The organism is Streptomyces sp. NPDC055243 (assembly GCF_044544025.1).
Taxonomy (GTDB): Bacteria; Actinomycetota; Actinomycetes; order Streptomycetales; family Streptomycetaceae; genus Streptomyces.
Window position 1 is genome coordinate 155,302 of record NZ_JBITWR010000018.1, and the last position, 15,854, is coordinate 171,155.

Genomic DNA, 15,854 nt, shown 5'->3' on the forward strand with positions numbered 1-15,854 from the left:
TCCGCCCCGGACCCGCACAAGACGTCCTCGATCGCCGGACGGGCTGACATCTCAGCCCGTCCGGCGATCGAGGACGAACTCGGCGAAGCCGGTGACCAAGGCTCCCGCGCCGAGCGGGTCTTCGGGAAGGGGCGGGGCCGGGGAAGAAGCCTGTCTGCCTGAACCGTTGACCACATACCCACCGGTCGGTACGGTCCCTGCAATCACACGCCCACCCCCTGTCCCGTCCCCGGACCCACCGGAGTGTGCACCCGCATGGACCCCGCACCGACCTCCGTAGCACCCCTCTCCGCTCCCGCGTCACCGGCGGATCCCCACCGCCGCAAGGTGGCCACCGCTGCCGCCCTCGCCTCGGCCGTCGAGTGGTACGACTACTTCGTCTTCGGCATCGCCGCCGCCCTCGTCCTTGGCGACCTGTACTTCCCCTCCGGCAGCTCCTCCGCCGGAGTGCTCGCCGCGTTCGCCACCTTCGCCGTCGGCTTCCTGGCCCGTCCGGTCGGCGGCATCATCGCGGGCCACCTCGGCGACAAGCGTGGCCGCAAGCCCATGCTGGTCCTCGCGCTGACCCTCATGGGCCTGTCCACCACAGGAATCGGCCTGCTGCCCACGTACGAGGCGGTCGGCATCGCCGCGCCGGTCCTCCTCGTCACCCTCCGCGTGTTCCAGGGCATCGCGGTCGGCGCGCAGTGGGGCGGCGCGATGCTGATGGCCACCGAGTATGCCCCCGAGGGCAAGCGCGGCCTCTACGGCAGCCTGGTCCAGCTCGGCGTCCCCATCGGCGTGGTGACCGCCAACACCGTCTTCCTGATCGCCGGGGCCGTCACCAGCGAGAGCGCCTTCGAGGCGTGGGGCTGGCGAGTGCCCTTCATGGTCGGCCTCCTGGTCCTCGTACTGGCCTGGTACATCCACACCCGCGTGGAGGAGACGCCGGAGTTCCGCGAGGCGGAGCGGGCGCTCGCCGAGAAGGAGAAGAGCCAGAAGGGCGCCGTCGGAGAAGAGGGCAACTCGCCCCTGCGTACCATCCTGCGCCACCACCTCGGCACCGTCTTCCTGGCCGGGGGGTCGTTCGCGGTGAACACCGCGACCTTCTACATCATCATCACCGGCGTCCTCGACTACACCACCCGCGAGCTCGACATGGAACGCAGCGCGGTCCTCACCGTCTCGCTCTGCGTCAGCCTCACCCAGCTCGCCCTGATCCCGGCGTCCGCCGCGCTGTCCGACCGCGTCGGGCGGCTGAAGATCTATGCCCTGGGCGCCGCGGGGCTCGCGGTCTGGGCCGTGCCGATGTTCCTGCTCATCGACACCGGTTCGCTGCTGTGGCTGGCCGTCGGCACCTTCGTGACCAGTTGCTTCCTCAGCATCATGTACGGGCCGCAGGCGGCGCTCTTCGCGGAGCTCTTCACGGCCGAGATGCGCTACACCGGAGCCTCGCTCGGCTACCAGATCGCGGCCGTGTTCGGCGGCGGGCTCGCGCCGTTCGTGATGGTGCTGCTCCTGGAGGCGACGGGCACGTCGATGGCCGTCTCCGCGTACATCATCGGCCTCGCGGTGATCGCCCTGATCTCCATCAAGGTGCTTGCGGGGCGGGCGAGTTCCCGCTGAGACCACCGGTGGCCGCGGACTCCGGCGCCGTCGTGACCGACGGCGCCGGAGTCGGCGTACACAGCCGCGAGAAGGACTTGGCCGCCGCCAGGAACGCGAGCGTCGTCAGCACGAACGGCCAGGTGAACGTGTGCCCGCCGGACGGCGCGAGGAGCGCCGACATGGCCGCCGCCACTGCGGTCGCCGTGGCGGCGCCCACCGTCGCGTACGCGAGCGTCGCGCCCCGCGCGGGAAGGAAGACGCCGCACAGTGCGAGCGCGACGAGCACCGAGTTGTATCCCATCGTGCCGTCCGTGATCTGCGCGGCCGGCGCCCCGAGCGCCCATGCCGAACCGGTCCCGACCACGCTGCCCAGGCACGCCACGGCCCCCGCGCGGCGGCTCGCGACGAAGAGGCCCAGGAGCAGCACCGCACCGACGTACCACTGCGGCATGAAGAAGATCTGGGCGAAGCCGGCGAAGAACGCCCGTGCCAGGTCGGCGAGTTGGAGCGAGGTGGGGCCCGTCGCCGCGCGCGGCAGCGCGGCCAGGCTCTCCCCGTGGTGCCAGACCCGTTCGAAGCCGGGCGCCGCGATCGTCATGGCGCTGGCGAGCAGGCAGTACGGGAGGGTGAGCGAGGGCAGGTTCCCGACGGCGAGGAGGTTGACCGCCGCCGCCGTCAGGACCGTGACGACCACGCAGCCCGCGAGGGCGAGCACGGCCGTGGACAGGTGCTCCGCGCCGAGGAACACGGCGAAACACAGCGCCGTGAGGCAGGCGTTGAACCCTTCGAGCCCGGTCGAGACGCGGTCGTGCGCCGCTCCCAGGAGTCGCGCGGTGGCCGTGCCGACGGCCGTGCCCGCCAGGCCGTAGAGGCCGTACTCCCAGCCCGCCGTGAAGAGCGCCACGCAGAAGATTCCGCCCGCTGCGGCGCTGGGCAGGAAGGTGACCTGTGCCTGGCCGCGCAGGACGTCGGTGGCGAAGGACCGTATACGGGAGGGCGGCCCGCCCTCGACGTCAAAGGGCAGGTACCCGGCATCCGTTGAATGCCCCACGGTTCACTCCCGTGTTACGTCCATGTTTCACCCGACAAGACGGATGCACTTTACATCCACTTCCGCCCGAACGGTGCCCCGCATCCGCCTTTCCACGAACAAACCCCTCCCGCGCACCCGCCCGTTCCCCCCCCCGCAGCCTTGCCCGCAACGAACAGGCCTTTCCCGCCCACCCACCCGATTACCCCGCGGCGACAAGGGATGAGTGGGTGGGTGGGCGGGTGATCTGCGTGACGGGTGGGTGGGGAGGCGGGTTGGCCCCGGCGTCCGCAGTCGGGAGCGCGCGGGAGGGGACGCGGCGGTATGTCCGCCCGGAGCACGGTTCCCGCCACTCCGGCACCGAAGCAGCCCCGCGGTCACCGGACGATAGCGAGGACGGACATACCGGCGCGGCCCCGCACCCACCCACGGACCGACCCCGCAGCACGCCCCGCGACCCGCAGTCGGCACCGCACCCACCCACAGAGCGACCCCGCAGCACGCCCCGCGACCCGCAGTCGGCACCGCACCCACCCACAGAGCGACCCCGCAGCACGCCCCACGACCCGCAGTCGGCCCCGCACCCACCCACAGACGAGTCCCGCACGGCGACCGGCGACCGGCAGGCGCAGCCCGTCATCCCGCAGGCGTCGCCACCTGCGTGTACTGGAGCGCGAGGCCGTCGAGCAGTGCCCGTAGGCCCGTCTCGAAGGCCCGTTCGTCGATTTCCTGCTGGCGCTCGGCCAGGAGGTGGGCCTGGCCCAGGTGCGGATAGTCGGCCGGGTCGTACGCGGCCTCGTCGTCCACGAAGCCACCGGCGAAGGAACCCAGCGCCGAGCCCATGATGAAGTACCGCATCAGCGCGCCGATCGACGTGGCCTGCGCGGCGGGCCAGCCCGCGTCGACCATCGCCCCGAACACCGCGTCCGCGAGCCGCAGCCCGGCCGGCCGGCGGCCGGGACCGCTCGCGAGCACCGGAACGATGTTGGGGTGCCGCGTGAGCGCCGCGCGATAGGAGACGGCCCAGTCGTGCAGCGCCGTACGCCAGTCGCGCTCGTCGGCGGCCTCGAACATCGACAGGTCGACCTGCGCGCTCACCGAGTCCGCGACCGCCTCCAGGATCTCGTCCTTGGTGCGGAAGTGGTTGTAGAGCGAAGGCCCGCTGACCCCGAGCTCCGCGGCGAGGCGCCGCGTCGAGACGGCGGCGAGGCCCTCGGCGTCCACGAGCGCACGCGCCGTCTCGACGATGCGTTCTCGGCTGAGGAGGGGCTTGCGCGGTCGGGCCATGCGGCACATAGTAGGGCTGCCGCAGGAAACTAGCAGTGCTAATTTAAATCCGAACCCCATGCCGGTCCGCACACCGTTCCCCCGAGTCGATCCGAAGAGGTGCCCCGATGAATCTGGAGCTCAGCGAGGAGCAGTCCGCCGTACGGCAGCTGGCCAAGGACTTCGTGGCCCGCGAGATCGCCCCGCACGTCATCGAGTGGGACCGCGCCGAGAGCGTGGACCGGTCAATCGTGAAGAAGCTCGGCGAGGTCGGCTTCCTCGGGCTCACCATCGACGAGGAGTACGGCGGCTCGGGCGGCGACCACCTCGCGTACTGCCTGGTGACCGAGGAGCTGGGCCGCGGCGACTCCTCCGTACGCGGCATCGTGTCGGTCTCGCTGGGCCTCGTGGCCAAGACCATCGCGCACTGGGGGAGCGAGGAGCAGAAGCGGCAGTGGCTGCCCGGGCTCACCTCCGGTGAGCTCGTCGGCTGCTTCGGGCTCACCGAGCCGGGCACGGGGTCCGACGCGGGGAACCTCTCCACGAAGGCCGTGCGCGACGGCGACGACTACATCGTCAACGGCTCCAAGATGTTCATCACGAACGGCAGTTGGGCCGACGTCGTGCTGCTCTTCGCGCGCACGAACGACGCCCCCGGGCACAAGGGCGTCTCCGCCTTCCTCGTGCCGACGGACACCCCCGGCCTGACCCGCCGCACCATCCACGGCAAGCTCGGCCTGCGCGGCCAGGCCACCGCCGAGCTGGTCCTCGAGGACGTACGCGTCCCGGCGTCGGCCATGATGGCGCCCGAGGGCAAGGGCTTCTCGGTCGCCATGTCGGCGCTCGCCAAGGGCCGGATGTCGGTCGCCGCGGGGTGCGTGGGCATCGCCCAGGCCGCCCTCGACGCGGCGGTGACGTACGCGACCCAGCGCGAGCAGTTCGGCAAGGCCATCGCGGGGCACCAGCTGGTGCAGGAGCTGATCAGCGACATCGCCGTGGACGTGGACGCCGCACGCCTGCTGACCTGGCGGGTCGCCGACCTCATCGACCGCGGGCAGCCCTTCACCACGGAGTCCTCCAAGGCCAAGCTGTTCGCGTCCGAGGCCGCGGTACGCGCCGCCAACAACGCGCTCCAGGTCTTCGGCGGCTACGGCTACATCGACGAGTACCCCGCGGGCAAGCTGCTGCGCGACGCGCGCGTGATGACGCTCTACGAAGGCACGAGCCAGATCCAGAAGCTGGTCATCGGACGCGCGCTGACCGGGGTCTCGGCGTTCTGAACGCGCCTTCTGAGCAAGGGAACTGAGCAAGGGAACTGAGCAAGGGAACTGAGTACGAGACCTGAGTACGACAGCGGATGTGCCGCCGCCGTTCCCGGGCCAGGCTCTGATCATGAGTGAGACACCGGTCAAGCAGCAGGGCACCACCGCCTACTACGGTCAGGCGGTCGCGTCGTTCGCCGTGGCCCTCGGCGCCACTGCGGTCGGCATCTACAGCCTCGACGTCAGCGGCTGGATCCGCGCCTTCCTCGCCATCTCTGTCCTGTACCTGACGACGTCCGCGTTCACCCTCGCCAAGGTGATCCGGGACAAGCAGGAGGCCGGCCAGCTCGTCAGCCGTGTCGACCAGGCCCGTCTGGAGAAGATCCTCGCCGAACACGACCCCTTCAAGCCGATCGCCTGACCGCCATCCTAAGCGCTTGCTCACCGCCGGGGGTATGGTGTCCCTCCGACCGGCGGAAGGAGTGGGCGATGAGCACGGCGGAGAAGACCGAGGGCGAGGACCTGCCATGGGGCGAGGTCACGCCTGATGCGGCGCGGCGGCTGCTGATCGCCGCCGTCGAGGCCTTCGCCGAGCGTGGGTACCACGCGACGACGACCCGGGACATCGCGGGCCGCGCCGGCATGAGCCCGGCGGCGCTCTACATCCACTACAAGACCAAGGAAGAGCTCCTCCACCGCATCAGCAGGATCGGCCACGACAAGGCCCTGCGGGTCCTGCGCTCCGCGGCCGACGGTCCGGGCAGCGCGGCGGACCGGCTCGCCGACGCCGTACGCTCCTTCGTCCGCTGGCACGCCGACCACCACACCACCGCACGCGTGGTCCAGTACGAGCTGGACGCGCTCGGCGAGGAACACCGCACGGAGATCGTCGCGCTGCGCCGCCAGTCGGACGCCACCGTGCGCGACATCATCAACGACGGGGTGCGGGACGGGGAGTTCGACGTCCCCGACGTGCCGGGCACCACGCTGGCCGTGCTCTCGCTCTGCATCGACGTGGCCCGCTGGTTCAACGTCGCGGGTCAGCGGACGCCCGACGAGGTCGGCGCGCTCTACGCCGACCTCGTGCTGCGGATGGTGGGAGCTCAGAAGTAGTGGTGGGCCCAGGAGTAGTGGTGGGCGCTCAGAAGTAGTAGCGGGAGACCGACTCCGCGACGCAGGCGGGCTTCTCGCTGCCCTCGCGCTCGACGGTGACCACGGCGGTCACCTGCACGCCGCCGTCCTTGGTCGGCTCGACCTCCTTGAGCACGGCGGTCGCGCGCACGCGGGAGCCCGAGGGCACCGGCGAGGGGAAGCGGACCTTGTTGGTGCCGTAGTTGACGCCCATCTTCATGCCATCGACCCGCATGACCTGCGGCACCAGGCTCGGCAGCAGCGACAGCGTCAGATAGCCGTGCGCGATGGTCGTCTTGAAGGGGCCCTGGGCCGCCTTCTCCGCGTCCACGTGGATCCACTGGTGGTCGCCCGTGGCGTCGGCGAACAGGTCGATCCGCTTCTGGTCGACCTCCAGCCAGTCGCTGTGTCCCAGCTGCTCGCCGACTCCGGCACGCAGGTCGTCGGGCGACGCGAAGATCCTCGGCTCTGCCATGTCCCTGGCCTCCTCAAAGTAATCGAACTAAGCGCTTGCTCAGCATGCTGTGTGCGTCGACGTGTGTCAACGGAGCAGCCATTAGGGTTGGAGGGGTGCCCCAGATCCCAGAGAAGATCCACGAGCTCACGGTCGGCCAGCTGTCGGCCCGAAGCGGCGCGGCCGTGTCCGCCCTGCACTTCTACGAGTCCAAGGGCCTGATCACCAGCCGCCGCACCTCGGGCAATCAGCGCCGCTACCACCGTGACGCGCTGCGCCGGGTCGCCTTCGTCCGCGCCGCCCAGCGCGTCGGCATTCCGCTCGCCACGATCCGCGAGGCGCTCGACTCGCTCCCCGAGGAGCGCACCCCCACCCGCGAGGACTGGGCGCGCCTCTCGGAGGCGTGGCGTTCGGAACTGGACGAGCGGATCAATCAGTTGGGCCGCCTGCGCGACCACCTCACGGACTGCATCGGCTGCGGCTGCCTCTCCCTGGAGAACTGCGTGCTCTCCAACCCCGACGACGTCTTCGGCGACCGCCTCACCGGCTCCCGTCTGTTGGTGGAGCGCAGGCCCCGGTCGTGACCTGGGGCCGCTCCCTCGGCCCCAGGTGGCGGAAGGCCACGCTCAGGATCACCGCGGCGAGCGCCCCCGCCGCCACTCCGCTGCCGAAGATGGTGTGCGCCCAGGACGGCAGCGGCGCGTACAGGTCCGGGGTCATCACCGGCAGCAGCCCCACGACCAGGGCGAGCGCGACCACCACGCTGTCGGTGCCGTGCGTGAGGTCGACCCGGGACAGCATGCTGAAGCCGAGGACGGCGATCACCGCGTAGATCACCAGGCCCGCCGCGCCGACCACCGGCTCGGGGATGGCGGCGAGCAGTCGCGTCAGCGGGGTGAGCAGACCGCAGACGATGAGCAGTACGCCCGCGCCCGCCGTCACGAACCGGCTGCGTACGCGGGTGAGTTGGACGATGCCGATGTTCTCGGCGCTGGTCACCATCAGCGACGTACCGAAGACACCGGCGCCCAGCGAGACGAGGGCGTCGGCGCGGGCGATGCGCGGCACGTCCCGGCCCGCGTCCGGGGTGCGGCCGACCGCCTCGCTGTTGAGCACCGTCTGACCGGTGGCCTCGGCCAGCGAGGCGAGCGCGAAGACGAGCAGCGGGATCGCGGCGAGCAGGTCGAAGCGCGGGGCGCCGTAGGGGAAGGGGTCCGGCAGGGCGAACGCGGCGCCGGACGCGAGATGGATGTCCGTGCCGAGCAGGAGCGCGATGGCCGTGCCGGCCGCGAGGCCGAGGAGCACCGCCATCTGCCGCCACACGCCCCGCAGGACGAGGAAGAGGACCGCGATGACGCCGAGCGTCGCGAAGCCGGGGCCGGGTCCCGACGCCACCATCGGCGCGGTCACCTTGATCATGTTGATGCCGATCAGGACGACGGTCGTGCCCATCACCAGGGGCGGGAACAGCCGCACGACGCGTCCGTAGAAGGGCAGTACGCAGATCAGGAACACCGCGGCGATGAGGACGGAGCCGGACGCCGTCGCGGCCCCGTACTCCTTGCCGATCTGCAGGAAGATCGCCACCGCGGCGCCGCCGGGCAGCATCAGGAACGGCAGCCGGGCGCCGACGCGCAGCGCCCGCACCCCGAGGGACTGGAGCAGCGCCCCGATGCCGCACAGCACCAGGGTGGCGCTGAGCAGCGAGGCCGTCTGACCGGGGGTCAGGCGCAGCGTCGTGCCGATCAGGATCACGGAGGAGACGGGCGCCGCGATCCCGGCGAGCAGGTGCTGGAGGGCGAGCGGCGCGAGGCGCGGGAGCGGGAGGCGCTCGTCGACGGCGGCCACCACGGGCTCAGCCCTTCGCTGGGGCGGGCGTCGGGTCGTCGTGGTCGAGCCAGGGCAGTTCGGAGGGGGCGTAACGGTAGGCGCGGAAGACCGCGTTGGGCTCGGAGGGGAAGAGCTTGCGGACCTCTTCCTCCTCGTAGCCGCCGAAGAACGGCACGACGTACTCCCAGCACAGATAGCCGTCCGCGGTCACCTCGAAGAGGCGGCCCTCGGGGGAGTCGGTGACCAGGGTGTTGCCGTTCGGGAGGCGCTGGGCGCTGCCCATGAACGGCGCGAAGAACGACTCGCGGGCCGGGTCGTGGTACTCCCAGACCACCTTCCCGCTGGAGCGCTCGATCTCGACGACCCGGCTGAACGGAACGTCCCAGTGCGGCCGGAACACGCCGTTGTCGAAGACGAGGAAGTTGCCGTTCGGCAGCTCGGTGGGGCAGTGCTGCTGGGAGACGACGCCGGGCTCGGAGCGCCAGATGATCTCGCCCGTCTCGCGGGATATGACGACGACGGCGGAGACCGAGCGGAAGCTGGCGAGGATGTTGCCGTCGCTCGTCGGCAGGACGCTGTTGATGAGGGGGTAGTGCTCGCGGGCGTAGTCGGGGTGGAGGGGGAAGGCGGTGCGGTCCAGGTGTTCGGAGACCTTCCACTGCCAGGTGGTGTTGCCCGCGGCGTCCACCTCGACGATGGTGTCCGCCCAGACGGTGCCGTCGGCCGCTTCGGAGCCGGGCACTCCGCCGCGTACGGCCGCCGCGTCCGCGCCGGTCAGGGGTTCGAGAGCGGTGTAGAGGAGCCGGCCGTCGCCGTAGTGGTGCGCGTCGTGGTGCTGGTGGCGGTCGCGGTGCTCGCGCAGGACCGTGCCGTCCGGGGCGATCTCCTGCATGATCCCGCCGCGGTACTTGTGCCACATGGGGAAGAGGGCGGGCTCGTCGGGGAGTACGCCGTTGTAGGCGAGGTTTCCGTTCGGGAGGATCCGGGCGTGGCGTCCTGGGCGGTGCGGGAGGTTCCACTGGTGGGCGATCTCGCCGTGGGCGTCGATCAGGTAGACCTCGCCGTTGCCGGTGAGGGGGGCGAAGAGGGTGTAGCCGCCGTAGGTGGCGTCCTCGTCCAGGGCCATCAGGCCGGTGCCGCGGCGGCGGCGCTGGTTCTGGTCTACGTGGGGCATGGGGGCTGTCCTCTCGTCGACTGCCGGCTGGTGCTGTCGGGGGTTGCTTAAGTTTCTTAAGCAGTGCGAAAGAGGTTAACCCGGGGGATAGGCTGAGGGACATGGGTGCGAGGGATGTGAATGGTGCGGGTGCTCCGCAGGTGGGTCCCGGGATCCGCAGATTGCGCCGCGCCCTGGATCTGACGCTGGCCGATGTGGCGGCGCGGGCGGGGGTCTCGGCGCCGTTCCTGAGCCAGGTGGAGAACGGGCGCTCCCGGCCCAGCATGGGCTCGCTGCAGCGGATCGCCGACGCCCTGGACACGACGGCGGTGCAGCTGCTGGCCTCGGCGGATCCGCCGCGCCCGGTGGATGTGGTGCGCGGTGGATCGGCTTCGGTGGGGGAGGGCGAGGGTGCCCGCATGCGCCCCTTGGTCCGCGGCCACCAGCGGCTGCACGCCCTGGAGTTCACGGGCGACCACGACTGGGGCCGTGAGTACCGCCACCGGAACGACGAGATTCTGTACGTGGCGGACGGTTCGGCGGAGGTGGAGGCGGACGGCTCGGTGTACCGCCTGGACCGCGGGGACACGCTGTACTGCGCGGCTGAACTGCCGCACCGGTGGCGTCCGTTGGAGGAGGGGACGCGGGTCCTGGTGGTCGGGATCGCGGACGGCGTGAGGGTGACGGACGAGCGGGGCCGCTGAGGCGGGTGCGGTGTCTCTCCGTGGGTGGTGCGGTGGCGGCTGCGGGCTGTGGGGCGTGCTGCGGGTCCGGTCTGTGGGTGGGTGCGGTGCCGCGCCGGTATGTCCGTCCTCGCTGTCGTCCAGTGGCCGCCTGGGTACTTCGGCCCCGGAGTGCCGGGAGCCGTGCTCCGGGCGGACATACCGGCCCGTCCCCTCCCGTCCCCTCCCGCGCGCTCCCGGCTGCGGGTGCACGGGGGCTGGTCTCCGGTGGCTTGGGTGAGTCGTCCCCTGCCGTTGGCGGCCACCCGCGCGGTGCAGGCCCTACCTGGGCCGGTTCGAGGGCGTCGACGGGCTCCTGGGTTCTATGTGCCGTACGGGCAGGCGCAGTGGCGATGGCAAAGCGGTGGAGCCAGGGGATTTGTGGGTGGTGGCGCGCCGCGCCTGCCGTCGGGAGTGCGCCCGGCCTAGTGGGGTGGCGTGCTCAGCAGGGAGAGGGCGGCCGATATCAACTGGGCGTTCGACGTTGCCCGTTCGCCGTCCGGCAGGACCAGCGTGTCCTCCAGGCCGATGCGTGTCGCGAGCCCCAGTCGTCCCGCCAGGCGCAGCACCGGCCAGGTGCCCTCCTCCTCGCCGTGCAGCAGGACGGGGCGGCCGTGTGCCCGGCCGAGCACGGTGAGGAGGGCGCGGGCCGAGTCGCGGGCCGTGGCGGGGTCCGGGTCCGTCACCTCGGCCAGCACCCGCAGGACGCGCGGGCCGAGCGCTGACGCCGTGAAGCGTTCAGCGCCGTCCGTGCCCGACCAGATGCCCGCCTCCACGCCCACCCCGCGGTCCAGGAGCGCCTCGGCCACCGCTTCGGCGCCCGGCTCGTGCCAGTTGACCGACGCGTGGTCGGGCAGCACCGTCCACGCGCGGATGTGCGCCACCCGGTCGGCCGGGTCCGGTTCGGCCCACGACCCCGTGGTCACGCCGACGGGGACGGAGGTCACGGAACGGATCGCTTCCAGCGCGGCCGCAACCGCACGCGGCGTCAACGAGTCTTGTCCACAAGGGGACTTGGGGTGAACATGAACATCCCGTGCGCCGGCGGCGACGGCCTGCGCCACGGACTCGGCCATCGCCCCGGGAGACATGGGGATCAACGCTCCATCGCCCGCGCCGCGGGCGCCGTTCACACATACCTGCATCACCACAGGACAGCACAGACGAGGACACACAGGGGGAAGGCCGATGGGAATCGCCATTTGCTCGTTGCTGTGGAGCGCCGCGCGCACGGGACCGCAGAAGATCAAGTACGACAGCGACGGCTACCACCTCGTGCGGTTCCCGTACGCGGGCACCGAGGAGTCGTACGACCCGTGGCACATGCACGACCCGGGCAAGGGGAGCACCAACCCCTCGCAGTTCCCGGACGCCCGGTCGGGGCTCATCTGGCCGAGCCACGACGGCTGGGGCACCCTGTCGGCGATGATCTTCTGGGAGCCGGACGACCGGCCCACCGAGTACCGCGCGCGCTATGTGCGCGATCCGCTCGGCGGCTCCACGGGGTACGACTCGACGGCCACCACCGACTGGGTGCCCACCAGGGGCGGGCAGTACCGCACGCACACCTGGCAGATGTTCGTGCATCCGCGGACACCGGTCGGCCTGAAGATATCGGCGCGCGGACCGGGCGACGTGAAGATCGCCGTGCCGCTCATGTTCGCCGAGTTCAAGCTGGCCATACAGTCGGACGTGGCGACGCCCTAGCCGCCGTACGACTGGACGTCGAGCTCCGGGGCCTCACGCCGAGACCAGCGGTCGTGCCCGCCGTGCCCGCGCCCGTGCCATCGCCGCGGGCGTGAGCACCGGGGCCGGCACCACGATTCCGCAGCCCGTGCAGACGGCGCCCGAAGAGGGCTCGTGCGCCAGGCCGTGCGTCCAGACGAGGTCGGAGCGGGAGCACACCGGGCAGACCGTGCCCGGCTCCCGCTCGAGCGCCGCGATCAGCCTGCGCAGTACCTCGGCGAGTGGTTCGGAGGGGTGGACGCCGGGGTCGTCGCACCAGGCGACCCCGCACCCTCCCCAGGTGCACCGGTGCCAGTCGTCCTCGCTGCCGGGCCGGCGCAGCCCGTCGTGCTTCTCCTTGCGGCGGCGCTCCGCGAAGCCCTCCTCGTAGGCGAGCCAGACCGCCCGCGCCGCTTCCAGTTCGTCGAGCGCGGCCACCAGCCGCGCCGGGTCGGGCGACCGGTCCTCGGGGCCGAAGCCCGCTCGGGAACACAGATGGTCCCAGGTCGCCCGGTGGCCGTAGGGGGCGAACCTCTCCAGGCACTTGCGCAGCGAGTACCGTCGCAGTGCCAAATCGCTCAGCGGATCACGCACCTGTCTCGCGAGACTCCGGAATCCGGCCATCGCCCTGCACCTCCGTCACACGTTCTCGGACGTTGCCGAGTAGACGTATCGACACGCGATTCGGCTCCCTTATGGCCCATCCGATTTCAGATAAACGTCATCGTGCCCGCGATGAGGGGCTGTGAGCAGTGACGATGTGGGGATTCTGGAAAGGCGACGCATGTTCATCTTCCGGGTTCGGCAACCCGCCAGTAACCTCCGCCCCAACTCCCTCCCACAGGAGCACAAGCGGAGCCCAGAGGAGCACACATGCGACAGCGCATCGTCCGGCTCAGAACCCTCACCGCCACCGCGGCGTTCGCGCTCGCGGCGTCCCTCCTCTCGCCGCAGCCGGGAACGGCCGCCGAGGAGCCGCCGCAGGCCACCGACTACTGCGAGGGGCAGTGCGCCGACGTGCTGCCGCCCGGCGCGAACGGCAACGCCACGCTCGCCGAGATACTCGCCCACCGCGTCCTCGGTACCCAGCCCAAGCACGCGAACGACCAGTTGGGGCCCTACGACGCGCTCTCCTCCGGGTATCCGTCCCTCACCGACGACAAGCTGACGGAGTTCTTCAACGACGCCTCCTTCGGCGTCCGCGACGGCCAGGTCGCCTCCGTCACCCGGCCCCGCGACGACGTGACGATCACCCGGGACAAGAAGTACGGCATCCCGCACATCAAGGGCAGCACGCGCTACGGCACCGAGTTCGGCGCGGGCTTCGCGGCCGGGCAGGACCGGCTCTGGCTCATCGATCTGTTCCGGCACATCGGCCGCGGCGAGCTGACCTCGTTCGCGGGCGGCGCGCCGGCCAACCAGGGCCTCGAGCAGCAGTTCTGGCCGCAGGCCCCGTACACCGAGAAGGACCTGGAGAAGCAGGTCGAATACATCAGGTCGACGCAGGGCGAGCGCGGCAAGCAGGCGATGGAGGACGCGCAGGCCTACATCGACGGTCTCAACGCCTACCGCGTGAAGTCGAAGAACGGCCGCTACTTCCCCGGCGAGTACGTCCTCACCGGCAAGATCGACGCGATCACCAACATCGGCGAGATCGAGCCCTTCAAGATCACCGACATGATCGCGCTCGCGTCCGTCGTCGGCGGTCTCTTCGGCAACGGCGGCGGCGGAGAGGTCGAATCGGCCCTCTCCCTGCTCAAGTCCCAGGAGAAGTACGGCGTCGAGAAGGGCACGAAGGTCTGGGAGTCCTTCCGCGCCCGCAACGACCCCGAGGCCGTCCAGACCATCCACGACGGCACGAGCTTCCCGTACGCGGGCAAGCCCAAGGACGCCCGCGGCACCGCGATGCCCGACGCGGGGTCCGTCGAGCGCGAACAGCTCGTGTACGACCGCGAGGGCGGCGCCAAGAGCGCGGCCAAGGACCCGGTGAAGGCGCCCAGGAAGCTGAGACCGCTCCAGGGGATGTACGACAAGGGCGTGCTGCCCGCCGACCTGTTCAAGCAGGACGGCCACAAGAAGGGCATGTCGAACGCCCTCCTGGTCTCCGGCAAGCACACCGCGAGCGGCAACCCCGTGGCCGTCTTCGGCCCGCAGACCGGCTACTTCGCCCCCCAGCTCCTGATGCAGCAGGAGCTCCAGGGCCCCGGCATCAGCGCGCGCGGCGTCTCCTTCGCGGGCGTCGGCATGTACGTCCAGCTGGGGCGCGGCCAGGACTACGCCTGGTCGGCCACGTCCGCCGGGCAGGACATCACGGACACGTACGCCGTCGAGCTCTGCGAACCGGGCGGCGGCGCCCCCACGAAGCAGTCCACCCACTACCGCCACCACGGCACCTGCACCCCCATGGAGAAGCTGGAGCGCAAGAACGCCTGGAAGCCGACCCTCGCCGACTCCACCGCCGCCGGCTCCTACCGCATGCAGGTGTTCCGCACGAAGTACGGCGTCGTGACGCACCGCGCGAACGTCGACGGCAAGCCCGTCGCGTACGTCTCGCTGCGCTCCACCTACCGCCACGAGGCCGACTCGATCATCGGCTTCCAGATGCTGAACGACCCGTCGTACGTCAAGGACGCGTCGTCCTTCATGAAGGCCACCGAGAACATCAGCTACGCCTTCAACTGGTTCTACGCCGACTCGCGCGACACCGCGTACTACAACAGCGGCGCCAACCCGCGGCGCGCCGACGACATCGACCCCGCGCTGCCGGTGAAGGCCCAAGAGGCCTACGAATGGCAGGACTTCGACCCCGAGAACAACACCTCGGCGCGGACCCCGTCCAAGGAGCACCCGCAGTCCGTCAACCAGGACTACTACATCTCCTGGAACAACAAGCAGGCCAAGGACTTCAGCACCGCTGGCTTCGGCGTGAGCGCCGTGCACCGCGGCGACCTGCTCGACGGACGGGTGAAGAAGCTCACCGAGGACGGCGGCGTGACGCGGGCCTCGCTGACCCGGGCGATGTCCGAGGCGGCGGTCACCGACCTGCGCGGCGAACAGGTGCTGCCCGAACTGCTCAAGGTCGTACGCAGCAAGCCCGTCACCGACCCCCAGCAGGCCAAGGCCCTGGAACAGTTGGAGGCCTGGCGGAAGGCCGGGGCGCAGCGCAACCAGACGGCGGCGGGTTCCAAGACGTACGCCCACCCCGACGCCGTACGCGTCATGGACGCCTGGTGGCCCCTCCTGATCGAGGCCGAGTTCAAGCCGGGCATGGGCAAGGATCTCTATGAGGCGCTGACGGCACAGCTCGGCACCGACGAGTCACCCTCCGCCGGGCACGGCCCGACCGGGGCGCACGCCGGATCGGCCTTCCAGTACGGCTGGTGGGGCTATGCCGACAAGGACCTGCGGGCCGTCCTCGGGCAGCCCGTGGAGGGCAGGCTCGGCGAGACGTACTGCGGCGAGGGGAAGCTGGACGCCTGCCGTGACGCGCTCCTGAGCACCCTCGCGCAGGCCATCGCCAAGCCCGCGACCGAGGTCTACCCCGGTGACGCGAGCTGCGCGGCCGGCAACCAGTGGTGCGCGGACTCGATCGTCCACCGGGCGCTCGGCGGCATCACGCACGGGCCGATCCAGTGGCAGAACCGGCCCACGTACCAGCAGGTCGTCGAGTTCCCCAAGCACCGCTAGCGGCACG

General features: G+C 70.9%; 15 protein-coding genes. 8 read left to right on the forward strand and 7 right to left on the reverse strand.

Features of this window, described 5'->3' with window-relative positions; genetic code table 11:
* Positions 1-255 precede the first annotated feature (255 nt).
* On the forward strand, positions 256-1,605 hold the full coding sequence (locus ACIGXX_RS37050) for an MFS transporter (protein WP_399982508.1): 1,350 nt from the start codon (positions 256-258) through the stop codon (positions 1,603-1,605).
* On the opposite strand, the gene ACIGXX_RS37055 is transcribed toward ACIGXX_RS37050, so the two are convergent.
* Together ACIGXX_RS37055 and ACIGXX_RS37060 are read right to left on the reverse strand one after the other, a co-directional pair.
* On the reverse strand, positions 1,571-2,638 hold the full coding sequence (locus ACIGXX_RS37055) for an urea transporter (RefSeq protein WP_399982511.1): 1,068 nt from the start codon (positions 2,636-2,638) through the stop codon (positions 1,571-1,573). The two genes, ACIGXX_RS37050 and ACIGXX_RS37055, sit on opposite strands and share 35 nt — an antisense overlap.
* Positions 2,639-3,253: 615 nt before the next feature.
* Complete coding sequence (locus ACIGXX_RS37060; protein ID WP_366462616.1) at positions 3,254-3,904, reverse strand: TetR/AcrR family transcriptional regulator; 651 nt, start codon at positions 3,902-3,904, stop codon at positions 3,254-3,256.
* 107 nt (positions 3,905-4,011) lie between these two features.
* Between ACIGXX_RS37060 and ACIGXX_RS37065 the strand changes: the two genes are divergently transcribed.
* From ACIGXX_RS37065 to ACIGXX_RS37075, 3 genes are all read left to right on the forward strand, one after another.
* A complete protein-coding gene (locus ACIGXX_RS37065) occupies positions 4,012-5,163 on the forward strand; it encodes an acyl-CoA dehydrogenase family protein (protein ID WP_361462987.1) in 1,152 nt (383 codons plus the stop codon).
* 112 nt (positions 5,164-5,275) lie between these two features.
* Positions 5,276-5,566: a YiaA/YiaB family inner membrane protein gene (locus ACIGXX_RS37070; protein WP_351165100.1), complete on the forward strand. Its 291-nt coding sequence runs from the start codon at positions 5,276-5,278 to the stop codon at positions 5,564-5,566.
* A gap of 68 nt (positions 5,567-5,634) precedes the next feature.
* On the forward strand, positions 5,635-6,258 hold the full coding sequence (locus ACIGXX_RS37075; RefSeq protein WP_351165099.1) for a TetR/AcrR family transcriptional regulator: 624 nt from the start codon (positions 5,635-5,637) through the stop codon (positions 6,256-6,258).
* A gap of 28 nt (positions 6,259-6,286) precedes the next feature.
* Here the strand turns inward: ACIGXX_RS37075 and ACIGXX_RS37080 are convergent, their stop codons facing one another.
* A complete protein-coding gene (locus ACIGXX_RS37080; RefSeq protein ID WP_361462990.1) occupies positions 6,287-6,751 on the reverse strand; it encodes a MaoC family dehydratase in 465 nt (154 codons plus the stop codon).
* A 95-nt stretch (positions 6,752-6,846) separates the two neighbouring features.
* Here ACIGXX_RS37080 and soxR point away from each other — a divergent pair, with 95 nt between their 5' ends.
* Positions 6,847-7,314, forward strand: coding sequence for a redox-sensitive transcriptional activator SoxR (gene soxR, locus ACIGXX_RS37085; protein ID WP_351165097.1), 468 nt, complete (start codon positions 6,847-6,849; stop codon positions 7,312-7,314).
* Here soxR and ACIGXX_RS37090 read toward each other — a convergent pair.
* Both ACIGXX_RS37090 and ACIGXX_RS37095 read right to left on the reverse strand, forming a co-directional pair.
* Positions 7,271-8,581 carry a uracil-xanthine permease family protein gene (locus ACIGXX_RS37090; RefSeq protein ID WP_399982518.1) on the reverse strand — a complete coding sequence of 437 codons (1,311 nt, stop codon included), beginning with the start codon at positions 8,579-8,581 and terminating at the stop codon, positions 7,271-7,273. The genes soxR and ACIGXX_RS37090 overlap by 44 nt on opposite strands.
* Before the next feature lie 4 nt (positions 8,582-8,585).
* Entirely contained in the window at positions 8,586-9,734 is a 1,149-nt protein-coding gene (locus ACIGXX_RS37095; RefSeq protein WP_361462995.1) for an aryl-sulfate sulfotransferase, read from the reverse strand.
* A 101-nt stretch (positions 9,735-9,835) separates the two neighbouring features.
* Here ACIGXX_RS37095 and ACIGXX_RS37100 point away from each other — a divergent pair, with 101 nt between their 5' ends.
* Positions 9,836-10,417, forward strand: coding sequence for an XRE family transcriptional regulator (locus ACIGXX_RS37100; RefSeq protein ID WP_351165094.1), 582 nt, complete (start codon positions 9,836-9,838; stop codon positions 10,415-10,417).
* A gap of 443 nt (positions 10,418-10,860) precedes the next feature.
* On the opposite strand, the gene ACIGXX_RS37105 is transcribed toward ACIGXX_RS37100, so the two are convergent.
* Entirely contained in the window at positions 10,861-11,583 is a 723-nt protein-coding gene (locus tag ACIGXX_RS37105; protein ID WP_361462998.1) for a 3-keto-5-aminohexanoate cleavage protein, read from the reverse strand.
* A gap of 40 nt (positions 11,584-11,623) precedes the next feature.
* Between ACIGXX_RS37105 and ACIGXX_RS37110 the strand changes: the two genes are divergently transcribed.
* Complete coding sequence (locus tag ACIGXX_RS37110) at positions 11,624-12,142, forward strand: hypothetical protein (protein ID WP_351165092.1); 519 nt, start codon at positions 11,624-11,626, stop codon at positions 12,140-12,142.
* A 33-nt stretch (positions 12,143-12,175) separates the two neighbouring features.
* On the opposite strand, the gene ACIGXX_RS37115 is transcribed toward ACIGXX_RS37110, so the two are convergent.
* Positions 12,176-12,784, reverse strand: a complete 609-nt coding sequence (locus ACIGXX_RS37115; RefSeq protein WP_351165091.1) for a hypothetical protein — start codon at positions 12,782-12,784, stop codon at positions 12,176-12,178.
* A 249-nt stretch (positions 12,785-13,033) separates the two neighbouring features.
* Here ACIGXX_RS37115 and ACIGXX_RS37120 point away from each other — a divergent pair, with 249 nt between their 5' ends.
* Positions 13,034-15,847 (forward strand): penicillin acylase family protein, encoded by a 2,814-nt coding sequence (locus ACIGXX_RS37120; protein ID WP_399982525.1) that lies wholly within the window; start codon positions 13,034-13,036, stop codon positions 15,845-15,847.
* The last annotated feature ends 7 nt before the right edge of the window (positions 15,848-15,854 follow it).